This is a genomic window from Anaerocolumna aminovalerica (assembly GCF_900115365.1).
Taxonomy (GTDB): Bacteria; Bacillota; Clostridia; order Lachnospirales; family Lachnospiraceae; genus Anaerocolumna; species Anaerocolumna aminovalerica.
In genome coordinates, this window is record NZ_FOWD01000019.1 from 1 (window position 1) to 13,312 (window position 13,312).

The following is a 13,312-nucleotide window of genomic DNA, read 5'->3' on the forward strand; positions in this document are numbered from 1 at the left end:
TTAAATATCTATTCCAAAAGAATTAAAAGCCTTTTCGAAACCTCCAAAGTTCAATTTATACATTGAGGTAAAGTTGTGTATTGAAACTTGTATTTAATTTAGTGCTTTAATTAATATTAACGATTCATTTAGTATACCCATGGACTTGTGTCAATAACGTAGACACAAAAAGTTTAACTTTTGATGCCGCTTATGCTGCTTCATTAGCAGCCTTCGGAGTCAAATAATTAATGGTATCATGAATCCTTTTTCTGTTGTACCAGGATTCAATATATTCAAATACAGCCTTACGGGCAGCATTGAAATCATTGTATTTATGATGATTGATCTCTTCCTTCTTTAGCATGGAATGGAAGGATTCAATACATGCATTATCATAAGGATTTCCTTTTCGGCTAAAAGAATGAATAATACCTTTGAAAGACAGGTAATCCTCAAATATCCTACTGGTATACTGTGTGCCCAAATCGCTGTGCAGAATGATGCCTTCAATAACCTTTACATTTAAACATGCATTTTTAGCTGCCTGCATAGCCAATTCGGCTGTCATGGAAGTATCATAGGCATAACCAATAGAGTTGATTTCTTCTTTTTCTGATACTTTAACTGGAGATAGCTGCTTAATCCAACTATAAATCGTTACATTTGTGACGCCATATTCACTGCTCAAGTAGGAAACTGAACTACCTGAATTATACAGATCAACAATCTGTTGTTTGAATTCTTCCGAATAACGAGTACCGTTCTTGGACATTGTTTAACACACACCTTTCTATGAAACATTTTATCGTGTTAAACTTTTTGTATCCATACTTATATACTAACACCACCCATTATATAACAACATAAAATTAATATCATGAATTAGTATGTACATTTTATTTACTGGTTTGTAAAATAATCGGTAGTAACAGCTTTGCTGACAACATAAATTGAACTCAGAAAGTGCTTTATAAGCTTTCGTAATGACTCTCATAAACTTTAAATTAGGATAACAGGGTGTATAGGATTGATTTTGCGTAATCCGGCCGACAGGGTAAGGTAGCAAAATCAATCCTATACACCCTGTTATCCTTGAACAATATAAATTGAGTCATTATAAAGTTTATAAAGCACTTTCTGAGTTCTTCACAAGCTTCAGGGCAAAGCGTACGTGCATTAGTAAGCTAAATTTTTATTTAAAAAAGTATTGACAATTGAGCATGTACTCAACTATAATAAAATTAACAGTTGAACAACTATTCAATTAATGTGAATAGAAGAAAGGGGTGTCTCTATGGCGAAAAACGATACTATTTTCTGTGATTGTGATGTAATCCACGGCGATGTAGTTGAAGCTGTAAAAAAGAAAATGCCTGAGGAAGATATACTTTATGATCTATCGGATTTTTTCAAGGTTTTAGGTGACAGTACAAGAGTTAAAATCATGTGGGCCTTAGATGAAAGTGAAATGTGTGTTTGCGACTTAGCGGTTCTTTTAAATATGACAAAGTCAGCAATATCACACCAGCTAAGATCTCTGAAACAAGCGAATTTAGTGAAATTCAGAAGAGATGGAAAAGTAGTGTATTATTCACTTTCTGATGATCATGTAAAACAAATATTTGAAAAAGGCTTAGAACATATAAGAGAAGAAGAGAACGAAGGGTAGACAGAAACTTAAGAATCGTTTCTGTTTTTCCAAAAGTGTAATAAAAATATTATAAAAATAAGGCGTTAAAGGGGCCGGAATCGAGGATATTATGAAGAAGACATTTCGTTTAGAAGGTTTAGGATGTGCCAATTGTGCAGCAAAAATGGAAAGAGAAATTAATAAATTAGATGGAGTACAATCCGCTACTGTAAATTTTATGACTACAAAAATGGTACTTGAATGTGAAGATGATAAATTGGAGACTATAGTACCGGCAGCAGAAAAGATCATTAAAAAAATTGAGCCTTCTGTGACTATGAAAAAAGCATAGTATATAAAGCTTACGTCCAAATTCGTAGGCAATGGAAGCAGGGAGGTTAATATGAAAAAAAGACTTTGGCGTATTATAATTGGGGGAGTTGTCTTACTTGGGGCAGCTTTGCTTCCGATCAATAATCCATGGGTAAATCTTGGATTATTTATCATAAGTTATATCATTGTAGGCGGGGATGTTGTATTAATGGCTTTAAGAAATATCATCAAAGGTAATGTATTTGACGAGAACTTCTTAATGAGCCTTGCAACCATTGGAGCCTTTTTTGTGGGAGAATATCCGGAAGCTGTTGCAGTTATGTTGTTTTATCAGGTTGGTGAATTGTTTCAAAGTTACGCAGTTGCCCAGTCCAGAAAATCTATATCCAGTTTAATGGATATTAGACCGGATTATGCAAATGTAAAACGAGGAGATGAAATTGCAACTGTAGATCCGGAGGAAGTACAAATCGGTGATGTTATACTAATTAAGCCGGGAGAAAAAGTTCCGCTGGACGGTAAGGTTATAGAAGGAAATTCTATGCTGGATACTACAGCTTTAACCGGAGAATCCGTTCCCCGTGAAATAGAAACCGGAGATGACATTTTAAGCGGATGCATCAATATGAATGGTGTACTAACAGTTAAAGTTACGAAAGAATTCGGGGAATCCACTGTGAGTAAAATATTGGATTTAGTAGAGAATGCAAGCAGCAAAAAATCTAATTCCGAACGGTTCATTACCAGATTTGCCAGATATTATACACCAATTGTAGTAATTATTGCGGTAGTTCTTGCATTTGCACCGCCGCTGTTAATAAAAGGCCAGGAATTTAGTGACTGGATTTACAGAGCATTAAGCTTCCTTGTAGTATCCTGTCCTTGTGCCCTTGTTATTTCCATTCCCCTTAGTTTCTTTGGAGGAATTGGAGGTGCTTCGAAAAAGGGCATTCTGGTTAAGGGAAGCAATTATCTGGAAGCCTTAGCCCAGACAGAAATAGTTGTGTTTGATAAAACCGGAACTTTAACTAAAGGTGTATTTACCGTACAAGAAGTGAAGCCACAGAATATTTCCAAAGAAGAACTGCTGGAATTAGCCGCCTTTGCAGAAAGCTACTCCAATCATCCTATTTCTCTATCCTTAAAAAATGCTTATGGAAAAGATATAGATAATACGAGGATTGCTAATGTAGAGGAAGTATCAGGCCATGGTGTGGTTGCAGAGATTGATGGAAAGTCAGTAGCAGTAGGTAATGCCAAATTAATGGATAAACAAAATGTTTCATATTCTAAAGAAGAATTAATTGGTACTGTTGTCCATGTTGCAGCAGACCACCAATATATGGGCTATATCCTTATTGCAGATGAATTAAAACCGGATGCTAAGAAAGCTATACAGGACTTAAAATCAGCCGGAATCAAAGAGCTGGTCATGTTAACCGGAGATAATAAAATAGTTGCGGATAAAGTAGCAAAAGAGCTTGGAATAGACAAAGTATATTCTGAATTACTTCCAACAAATAAAGTTGAGAAGCTGGAAGAGATATTCCATTCAAAATCCCAAAAAGGAAAGTTAAGTTTTGTAGGTGATGGAATTAATGATGCCCCTGTACTGGCCCGTGCGGATATTGGCATGGCTATGGGTGGTCTGGGTTCTGATGCAGCCATAGAGGCGGCAGATATTGTTATTATGACAGATGAACCTTCCAAAATAGCAACTGCAATGAAAATCTCCAAGAAAACATTAACGATTGCAAATCAGAATACCATGTTTGCAATAGGAATAAAAATAATTGTACTTATATTAAGTGCTCTTGGATTCGCCACCATGTGGGCTGCAGTTTTTGCAGATGTAGGAGTTACGGTAATTGCTATTATAAACTCCTTTAGGGCATTAAATGTTAAAAAATTATAATCAGTTTATAAAGACGCTTTGCCGGATAACTATTTGTAGGGCAAAGCGTCTTTTGTCCCATGTATAAACTTATTTCCCTTTGTGACACACCTTTACTTTGACGAAGCTGTGCTAAACGCTGGTAAAACAAATCCTCATACGTTTTTGTCACCGCCTTTTCATCATCCATTGTATAGAGGACGCCCTTAAAATGAAAATATCAGTAATCATTTTAAGAACAATCCCCCCTTGACCGTAGATTATGCTATACATTTCATATATTATAGAGGTAAGTCTCTGTTCTTAAAAACATACAATCCCGAGGCATATAGAATAATCGCTAATATAATAAGAATAACAAAATTTATTCCATATCCCTCACCGTTTATAATCTTATCTGAGTCTAATAAGGTAAATAGGGTAAAATATTTTAAAAATTCAACGGATTCACCGGTATTGGATAACATTTGCACTACTAGAAAAGCGACCGGTAAACCTGCGCCAAGTGCCAGTGAATTCTTTGTATCGTTAAATAAACAGGAAGCAAAGAAGCCAATTCCGGTTAAGGCAAAGTATAGCAGTAATGTATTGAGATTTAATAATAAAAATCCTTTAATATCCAGTTCATTAGGAAAGAGGTTTTCACTTACCAGTATTCCTACTATTGTAACGATTCCAAGTAATAAGGTAATACTTATAAGCAGAAAGCCTGCCTGGGTTCTTGCTATTTTTCCTCTGGTATTGGGTGTAGAGAGCAAATAAGCCATAGAGCCTTTATCTACATGGGAGGCAATGCTGCGGTTTGCAACAATGATTACATAAATCATCGGCAGTAACAGTATTAAAAATCCATAAAAATAAGATGCCACAAATCCCAACAAGGTAGAACCTACATTAGAAAAACCCATTGCAGAAATTAATCCCTGTGGCAGTACTTTTAACATTTCATCTAATGTATCCTGCGTACTGGGGTCAAACATCTGGATAATTATTGGCAAATAAAGCATTAATACAGCAAGTATTATAATAAACACAACATAGTTTTGTTTTAAGGTTGCTTTGAATAAAGGTTTGCTGAACATTATCTTACACCTCCCTGTTTTGTGGCATTTTCCTCTGTGATTGTTGAGCCGTAATATTGCATAAAGACCTCTTCCAGACTATTTTTTTGTGTATCAAAATCAATTACGGTAAAGCCGCTTAAGGCTTCCATTAATCTTGTAACACTTCCCAATACATCAACTTTTGCGGAGGCTCCATCCAAGGTAATATTATCAAAACTATCGGTTTTGGCAAATGCACTGGCAGTAGCAGGACTGTCAAAGGTGATTAGATAGGATTTTCTCCGCTTTGTTTTCAGCACATGTATGTCTTCCGTAGTAACTAATTCGCCTGCCCGGATAATACCGATCCGGTCACAGGTCTTTTCTATTTCTTCAAAGCTATGGGAGGACATAAGAATGGTTTTGCCTTTTGCTTTTTCCTCTAATATTAAACCGGCAAAAATATTTTGCATCAGGGGGTCTAATCCGCTGGTTGGTTCATCTAATATAAGGACTTGGGGATCGTGCATAAATGCACAGATAATTCCTAGTTTTTGCTTCATACCTTTTGACATTTTGCGGATGGTTCCTTTGGTATCCAGTTGGAACTTTTCAATTAATGCATCACGGTAGGAGGTATTGGCCAGGCCCCTCATTTCACCCATAAATTTTAAAAAGTCCATACCTTTCATGCCATCAAAAAATGCTATCTCTGCCGGCAGGTAACCCAGATGTTTCATAATTTCAGCAGAATCTTTTCTGCAATCCATTCCAAGAATTTTTGCAGATCCGGTATCCGGTGTAAGAAAGCCCAACAGATGCCTTATAGTTGTTGTTTTCCCTGCTCCATTTGGGCCAAGATAACCGAATACTTCTCCTTTTTCTACTGCAAATAATAAGTTAAATATGCCTTTGCGGTTTCCATAATCCTTTGTTATACCATTGATTTCAATGATTGACATATTGCAGATTCCCCTTTCATTCATTTAAATGATTATAAATATTCAACTTTATAAAAGTTTTTTTGTAATAATTCCATGTAGGAGTCAAAGACTTGAAATATTTCAGTTAATTCCTCCGATGAAACAGCAGAGGACGGATTCATTTTTCTTTTCATAAGCAGTTGATTCATACAGCCTTCAGAACACCATATTACTAATTGGATTACCATTTGAGGATTTATGCCCTCTTTGAATTTGGAATAATCCAGATTCTCATAAATTTTCAGAGTTTCTGTATTGGTGTATTTCTGATTTATTTTCTGTATCTCCTTTTGTACGGCTGGAGCGGTTTCTACATATGCTTTCATTAGAAAGGAATACATATAGGGATATTTTACAGTCAAGTCAGTTTTGATGGCTTCTATTTTTTTTAACCGTTCAAAGAAATCAGTGTAAGCCATAAAATTAGTTTCATTTTCCATAGCTAACTGCTCCATTTTTTTGGTACAGTATGCATACAAGAATATAAAGAAGTTTTTCTTTGATTCAAAATAATAGAATAAACTGCCTTTAGATATATCTGCAAGTTCCACAATTTTATCAATGGATGTTTTTACGTAACCATTTTCACTGAAAACGGAAAGACCGGCATTGATAATTTTCATTTTTTTATCTTCTTCTAACTTTTCAAAACGATCATACAAGATTAGTAACTCCTTTCTGATTTAGGTAAAATAAATGGGAAAATAATAAATTATATATTCTTAATTTGGTAGTTTATTGGATTGACTAATCTGGTCAAAAATAGACTATCACTTTAGACCAGATTAGTCAATGCTAAAAAATAAATGTTTGACTAAGCTAGTCAAGGTGAAAAATGTATTACTGAAATAAGTATTTAATTGAGTATCCTTAATGCCAGGCTATTTAACATTAGAAAATATCTGGGAAAGACTTGTGTAATCAATGCATTTCGATTATAATAAGTAAGATTTCAGGGAACGTAATCATGAAACAGAATGATTAAAATAAATATTTATAAGAAGGAAATAAGGAGATGAGAAGCTATGGCAGAGACCTTTAAGAAAGCGGCTTTGATAACTTCAATTGAAAAGTTGACAGAGGATATCTATAGCATGTGGATTGAAGAGAAGGATATTGCGGCCAGTGCAAAACCGGGTCAGTTTATATCCTTGTATTGTAAAAGTGAGAACCGTTTACTTCCAAGGCCAATCAGCATATGTGAAATAGACAAAGAGAATGGATTGCTGCGATTGGTCTACCGTGTAGTTGGTAAAGGAACTGAAGAATTCTCAGAATATAAGGTATCTGATAGGATAGAAGTAATGGGACCTTTAGGCAATGGCTTCCATCCGGAAGGAAAGAAAGCAATACTTATCGGCGGAGGAATCGGTATACCCCCAATGTTAGAACTGGCAAAGCAATTATCTTGTGAAAAGCAGATAGTACTGGGTTATAGGGATGTGACTTTCTTAAATGAAGATTTTAAGCCATATGGACAAGTCTATATAGCCACAGAAGATGGCAATGCAGGAACGAAAGGAAATGTAATAGATGCCATAAAGGCGAATCATCTGGAAGGTGATATTATATATGCCTGCGGTCCTACTCCAATGCTTCGTGGTGTAAAAGCATTTGCTTTAGAAAAAGGTATCAAAGGGCAAATATCCATGGAAGAAAAGATGGCTTGCGGTATTGGTGCATGCTTAGCTTGTGTTTGTAAGTCAAAAGAAATTGACCATCATACTCAGGTTAAGAATAAGAGAATATGTAAAGACGGGCCGGTATTTTATGCAGAAGAAGTGGAATTGTAACCGATAATAAGATTAAAATGAAAGAATAGGGCAAGTACATTTTCACAATAATCTATATAAATAAATATAGTATAGACTAGAAAGATTTATTATCCTCAGAATAGATAGGAGAGAAATTAAGAGAATGAATACTAAAATAAACATAGCAGGTGTGGAATGGAGGAATCCGGTAACAACTGCTTCCGGTACTTTTGGTTCTGGTATGGAATACAGCCAGTTTGTAGACTTAAGTAAACTGGGCGCTGTAACAACAAAAGGTGTATCCAATATACCCTGGCTGGGAAACCCAACCCCTAGAATTGCAGAAACCCATAGTGGCATGTTAAATGCAATTGGTCTGCAAAATCCAGGAATTGATATATTTGCAAAAAGGGATTTACCCTTCCTGTTTGATTATGATACAAATGTAATCGTAAATGTTTGTGGAAAAACTTTGGAAGATTACTGTGAAGTTGTGGAAAAACTGGCAGATTATGAAGTGGATATGTTAGAAATTAATATATCCTGTCCCAACGTAAAAGAAGGGGGAATTGCATTTGGCCAGAACTGTGCAGCCGTTGAGAATATTACAAGAGAATTAAAGAAACGGGCTAAACAGCCAATTATAATGAAGCTTAGCCCAAATGTAACGGATATTACAGAAACAGCCAAAGCAGCAGAAGCGGCAGGTGCTGATGCATTGTCGTTAATCAATACTCTTACCGGAATGAAAATTGATATTCATAAAAAAGCTTTTCAACTAGCCAATAAAACCGGTGGACTATCCGGTCCTGCAATAAAGCCTATTGCTGTACGTATGGTATATCAGGTAGCCAATGCAGTGAAGATTCCCATTATAGGAATGGGAGGAATTATGACCGGTGAAGATGCCATTGAGTTCATAATGGCAGGAGCAACTGCTGTTGCGGTAGGAACCGCTAATTTTACAAATCCTATGGCCACTGAGGATGTGATTACCGGTATCGAAGAATATATGAAGAAATATCATGTAGAAGATATTAATGACTTGATTGGTTGTGTAAAGTAATAGAGGAATGCGACAAGAAATAGCATAAACGAAACACAGAGTGAAATAAAATCATGTTGATTCTCACAAGATATTTCAGTTTACTGAACTTAGAAAATCAATATAACCAGGAGGAAAAAATGGAACAATATAAAAAAGAGTTTATAGAATTCATGGTAGATTGTGGAGTATTAAAATTTGGTGATTTTACAACAAAGAGCGGAAGAAAGACACCTTTCTTCATTAATGCAGGCTTTTACCGTACCGGTTCCCAGTTAAGAAAATTAGGTGAATATTATAGTAAAGCAATTAAAGAACGCTTTGGACTTGATTTTGATATATTATTTGGACCGGCTTATAAAGGTATTCCCTTAAGTGTTGCAGCTTCCATGGCAATCAGTGAATTCTATGGAAAAGAAATCGGATACTGTTCCAACCGTAAAGAAGTAAAAGATCATGGTGATAAGGGAATCCTTCTGGGAAGCCCTATTAAAGATAAAGACAGAATTATTATAATTGAAGACGTAACTACAGCAGGAACTTCCATAGGAGAAACAATGCCAATATTAAAGGCACAGGGGGATGTGGATGTAATTGGACTTGTGGTTTCTGTAGACCGTATGGAAAAAGGTCAGGGAAATAAAAGTGCATTAGCTGAAATTGAAGATACTTATGGAATAAAAACAACTGCTATTGTTACCATGGAAGAAGTAGTTGAACATTTATATAATAAGCCTTATAATGGAAATATCGTAATAGATGATACATTAAAAACTGCTATTGACATGTATTATAAACAGTACGGTGCAGAATAATAATGAATGAAAACGGCGGGTCAGATTCACAGGTTAAGGCATGGATTGCTTTAATGTGACTCAAACAAAAGCTAGCTAGTAAACGCAAAATTCTAGAAAGGCTGGTAAAAAATATGAGTGAGAAAATCTATACAACTATGAAATCAGTAGGTATCGGTAATTTAGTCATGGGGATTTTACTTATTGTGGCTGGTATTGCAAGTGGAGTTTTAATGATAATAAGCGGTGGCAAACTCCTTAAGAAAAAATCGGATATTCTGTTTTAATTGGTAAAATTAAAAGGATATAGATAAAGTTAATGTGTTGTTGAAAAACTGTCATTCTGAGTGTAAATACTGCTATGCCGGATTTATATTCAGCCATGCTATAATTATGCTCTCAAAATGGCAGTTTATTGGTTTGGAGGTTTTCTGCTTAAATTTTTGCGTGGTAATAACTTTTGGCCTAGATCAATAAAAATGGAGGTCCGATTCCGAAAAAGATGAGCAAAGCAGGTTATAAATTATTGATTGCAAATGAACTTAGAAGAATGTGCATGCATTCCCGATTTATGCAGATGAATCAATATCCCCAGCACGGTAAAGTCACCGTGTATCAACATTGCATCGCAGTGGCACTTATGAGTTGTTGGATTGCATGGAAGTTTCGCCTTAAAGTGGATTATGGGATATTAATTCGAGGAGCACTGCTCCATGACTATTTTTTATACGATTGGCATGAGCATAACCCAGAACATCGGCTTCATGGTTTTCATCATCCACGGAGGGCTTTGGGAAATGCCCGTGAAGATTTTAACCTTACATCTATAGAAACCAATATCATTCTAAGGCATATGTTCCCTTTGACTCCCATTCCTCCTGCATACTTAGAAAGCTGGATTGTATGTATGGCCGACAAGTTCTGTGCGCTGAGAGAGACTCTGCATTTAGCAGATGGAGAAATGATGGAACAATTCTGGAGTAATGAATCAGAGTTAGACTGTTCTTAGTTACAGTAATAATGTTTATAAAAAACAAAGAAAAATTGAGCAGCATAGTATACCAACAGATTAGCCATCATATTGATGGCTACTGAAATGGGGTTGGTAATCTATGCTCTTTTTTATTCGCCGTAATATTACAAAAAACGACAACATAAGCATTATTTAGGTAAAATAATGTAATTTATGAAAAAATATACTTTACTAATAAAGTATAATGGTGTATTATATAGTTATCTTAAGTTTCTAGATTCTTAAATTCTTTTATTTCAATTTTTAATTCCAATTTTAATGATATATATGGAGGTGTATATATTTAACTTTTTAAACAAAATGATTTGTTTAATTTAATTTTTCGTAAGTAAGAGCACATACAGGAAAGGGGTATATATTATTGAAAATAGCTTTTTGGAGCAGTGCCAAAGAGAAAATTGGTGTTACCAGTAATTTGGCTTGTATTAGTGTTGCATCAGTATTGGAGCATTCATTTAAAGTAATTTTATTCGAGAATCATTGTCAGAAAAACAGACTTGAAAATATTTTAAGATATCACAATTCCAATTACCGTTTAAAAGAAGATTATAATTATAATATAGGCGAGGTAGTATTGGGGCAAGCTATAGAAGAGGCATATAATGTATATCAGGAAGCTTACCAAGTCACAACAGAACTATCCAATGTGATTAGAAAGGCCTCCATGGAAATCTTAAATAGCAGCTTATACTATATTCCGCCTGCAAAAATTACGAATATAAGGACATTTGACTTTGATCTGTATGATAAGATTGAGTATATATTGGATATATTTGAAACATTTGCAGACATTATATATATTGATACTTCTAATGGAAATAATCTTAGTTCAAAAGTTATATTAGATGAAGCCGATTTAGTGGTTGTAAATCTAGCTCAAAATAATTCTATGATTCAGAACTTCTTTGATAATTATTCTTCTATATTACACAAGTGTGTATTTATTATCAGCAGTTACCGGAAAAAAGCTAAGCTTACCATCAATAAAATTTCCAAAACACATTTAATTGACAAATCTAATATAGCAATGATTCCCTACAATGTTGAGTATCATGAAGCGGTTTCTCATGGGAATATTGTGGAATTCTTAATGCGCAATTTTTCATGCAAGCCCAGCCATCCAAACTATACTTTCATAAAAGAAGTAAAAAAAGCGGTTGAAATGATAATGAGAAATATGGAACTAAATCATAAGGAGGAATACTTATGATAAGAAGAAGGCTAAAAAGAACGCCACATCGCCATGTTGTTATTATTTTGGTAAGCTTAATCCTTATTTTCATTGGTTTAATTTTATTTTATTTTACAATAATCAAGGGTATAAAAAACGAATACCAACATAATATAGATGTTTTAAAAGAACAATTAGAAGAAAAAGAAATTTATGTATATGAAGCAAAGGTTGACATTCCGGCAGGCAGCCAGATTAAAGAAGAGGATCTAATTTATCGTGTGTCCTGCTCGGACAAACCACAGAAATACTTTATGACAAAAGAAGGTATTGGTATGACTGTTTTAATGGATATTAGGGCAGGTACCCAGGTCATAAAGGGAATGTTAACTGAGGATAGGGTAGACAGTAATCTAAGGGAAGTAGAATACAATATATTTTACATTAATAACAATGTGGTTCAAAATGATTATGTGGATGTACGGATCCGTTTTCCTAATGGTGAAGATTACATCGTTTTAAGTAAAAAAAGAATTCTTTCTCCCAATATAGAATCTTTTCAATGTTTTCTTTGGTTAAAGGAAGAAGAAATTCTGAGTATGTCAAGTGCAATTGTTGATGCATATCTTTATTCCGGCACTATTCTATATACCACAAAGTATATCGAACCAAATTTACAAGAAGAATCCATACCCACATACCAACCAAGTCTGGCATCCCTGACCTTAATGGAACAGGATAAGAATATATTGGACAAAGCGTCTATGGAAGTAAATAGACAACTAAGAAAGGCTATGGAAAATAGATTGACTGAGTATATGAATCTTGATATTTCCAATGTAAATTGGACTTTGGATAAGGAAATGGGGCAAGAGATTTCAAACCGGCAGGAAATTTCTAATAAAGAATTGAAAGTGGAGGCAAAGGAGCAAAAAGAATATTATATTACCGATACAGATGAAATTCAGGAGGATGAAAAAATAATATATGGGGGATAAGTTAATCGGTTTTCTTGGATGTGATAAATACGAAATTATATTGTATTTATCAAGAATTTTATATCATTTAGGGAAAAAAGTTTTATTGGTAGATTATGCTGAGACGGAAGCTCTTTGCCAGAGCATACCGGTACCGGATACATTAAAAGAAGAAAATAATTATATTCATTATAGCGGCATTGATTTTATACAGGGTAAATATTACGAAAGAAATAAAAAAGAAGAGTATGACTACACATTAATTGATTTCGGCTATGATACTTCGAATATAATATTATCCAAATGTGAGAAAGTGTTATTTATTACTGATCTGCAGCTTCATAATTTAAAACGGTTAAAAAATATTTTTTATAATGGGAATGGAGAAAAATATCTAATAATAAAGGATGTATTTCCATGTAAGATAAAACCGGAATATATTAAGGAACAACTAAGCAACCTTATGATAGAGGAACAGCAGGTTTATATTCTATATCAGGATTCTATTGATATGAAATACCGGATACAAAGCCAGTATGACCATAAGTTTTCTTTTCCTAAGTTGTCAAAGCCGGTAAAAACTTTTCTGCAGGACCTAATTATTAGGCTGAATGAAAATATAAGTGGGAAGCAATTAAGAGTTGCATATAGTAAGGCAGAAAGGGGGAAATAG

The 13,312-nt window shown here is 34.5% G+C and carries 15 protein-coding genes; 11 read left to right on the plus strand and 4 right to left on the minus strand.

Going from position 1 to position 13,312, the window contains the following annotated elements:
- Positions 1-190 precede the first annotated feature (190 nt).
- A complete protein-coding gene (locus BM183_RS11535; protein WP_091687035.1) occupies positions 191-754 on the minus strand; it encodes an integrase core domain-containing protein in 564 nt (187 codons plus the stop codon).
- A 522-nt stretch (positions 755-1,276) separates the two neighbouring features.
- On the opposite strand from BM183_RS11535, the gene BM183_RS11540 reads away from it, so the two are divergent.
- The 3 genes from BM183_RS11540 to BM183_RS11550 all read left to right on the plus strand — a co-directional run bounded on the left by BM183_RS11540 (position 1,277) and on the right by BM183_RS11550 (position 3,860).
- Positions 1,277-1,651, plus strand: coding sequence for an ArsR/SmtB family transcription factor (locus BM183_RS11540; RefSeq protein ID WP_091687036.1), 375 nt, complete (start codon positions 1,277-1,279; stop codon positions 1,649-1,651).
- 91 nt (positions 1,652-1,742) lie between these two features.
- The gene (locus BM183_RS11545) at positions 1,743-1,964 is read left to right on the plus strand and encodes a cation transporter (RefSeq protein ID WP_091687037.1); all 222 of its coding nucleotides are present in this window, start codon (positions 1,743-1,745) and stop codon (positions 1,962-1,964) included.
- Between the two features lie 51 nt (positions 1,965-2,015).
- Positions 2,016-3,860 (plus strand): heavy metal translocating P-type ATPase, encoded by a 1,845-nt coding sequence (locus BM183_RS11550; RefSeq protein WP_091687038.1) that lies wholly within the window; start codon positions 2,016-2,018, stop codon positions 3,858-3,860.
- 260 nt (positions 3,861-4,120) lie between these two features.
- Here the strand turns inward: BM183_RS11550 and BM183_RS11560 are convergent, their stop codons facing one another.
- The 3 genes from BM183_RS11560 to BM183_RS11570 are packed head-to-tail and all read right to left on the minus strand — an operon-like array spanning position 4,121 to position 6,527.
- Positions 4,121-4,921: an ABC transporter permease subunit gene (locus tag BM183_RS11560; RefSeq protein WP_091687040.1), complete on the minus strand. Its 801-nt coding sequence runs from the start codon at positions 4,919-4,921 to the stop codon at positions 4,121-4,123.
- The gene (locus BM183_RS11565) at positions 4,921-5,844 is read right to left on the minus strand and encodes an ABC transporter ATP-binding protein (protein ID WP_091687041.1); all 924 of its coding nucleotides are present in this window, start codon (positions 5,842-5,844) and stop codon (positions 4,921-4,923) included. Before BM183_RS11565 ends, BM183_RS11560 begins: the two co-directional genes overlap by 1 nt.
- A 32-nt stretch (positions 5,845-5,876) precedes the next feature.
- A complete protein-coding gene (locus BM183_RS11570; protein ID WP_091687042.1) occupies positions 5,877-6,527 on the minus strand; it encodes a TetR/AcrR family transcriptional regulator in 651 nt (216 codons plus the stop codon).
- Between the two features lie 363 nt (positions 6,528-6,890).
- Between BM183_RS11570 and BM183_RS11575 the strand changes: the two genes are divergently transcribed.
- The 8 genes from BM183_RS11575 (at position 6,891) to BM183_RS11605 (ending at position 13,312) form a co-directional block, all read left to right on the plus strand.
- Complete coding sequence (locus tag BM183_RS11575) at positions 6,891-7,658, plus strand: dihydroorotate dehydrogenase electron transfer subunit (protein ID WP_091687043.1); 768 nt, start codon at positions 6,891-6,893, stop codon at positions 7,656-7,658.
- A 124-nt stretch (positions 7,659-7,782) separates the two neighbouring features.
- The gene (locus tag BM183_RS11580; protein WP_091687044.1) at positions 7,783-8,685 is read left to right on the plus strand and encodes a dihydroorotate dehydrogenase; all 903 of its coding nucleotides are present in this window, start codon (positions 7,783-7,785) and stop codon (positions 8,683-8,685) included.
- 119 nt (positions 8,686-8,804) lie between these two features.
- A complete protein-coding gene (pyrE, locus tag BM183_RS11585; RefSeq protein WP_091687045.1) occupies positions 8,805-9,479 on the plus strand; it encodes an orotate phosphoribosyltransferase in 675 nt (224 codons plus the stop codon).
- Positions 9,480-9,592: 113 nt separating this feature from the next.
- On the plus strand, positions 9,593-9,745 hold the full coding sequence (locus tag BM183_RS20725) for a hypothetical protein (protein WP_170847980.1): 153 nt from the start codon (positions 9,593-9,595) through the stop codon (positions 9,743-9,745).
- Between the two features lie 239 nt (positions 9,746-9,984).
- Entirely contained in the window at positions 9,985-10,467 is a 483-nt protein-coding gene (locus tag BM183_RS11590; RefSeq protein WP_242960978.1) for an HD domain-containing protein, read from the plus strand.
- 385 nt (positions 10,468-10,852) lie between these two features.
- Positions 10,853-11,701 carry a hypothetical protein gene (locus tag BM183_RS11595; protein ID WP_091687047.1) on the plus strand — a complete coding sequence of 283 codons (849 nt, stop codon included), beginning with the start codon at positions 10,853-10,855 and terminating at the stop codon, positions 11,699-11,701.
- Positions 11,698-12,660, plus strand: a complete 963-nt coding sequence (locus BM183_RS11600) for an SAF domain-containing protein (protein WP_091687048.1) — start codon at positions 11,698-11,700, stop codon at positions 12,658-12,660. The genes BM183_RS11595 and BM183_RS11600 overlap by 4 nt, the downstream gene beginning before the upstream one ends.
- Positions 12,650-13,312, plus strand: coding sequence for a hypothetical protein (locus BM183_RS11605; protein WP_091687049.1), 663 nt, complete (start codon positions 12,650-12,652; stop codon positions 13,310-13,312). Before BM183_RS11600 ends, BM183_RS11605 begins: the two co-directional genes overlap by 11 nt.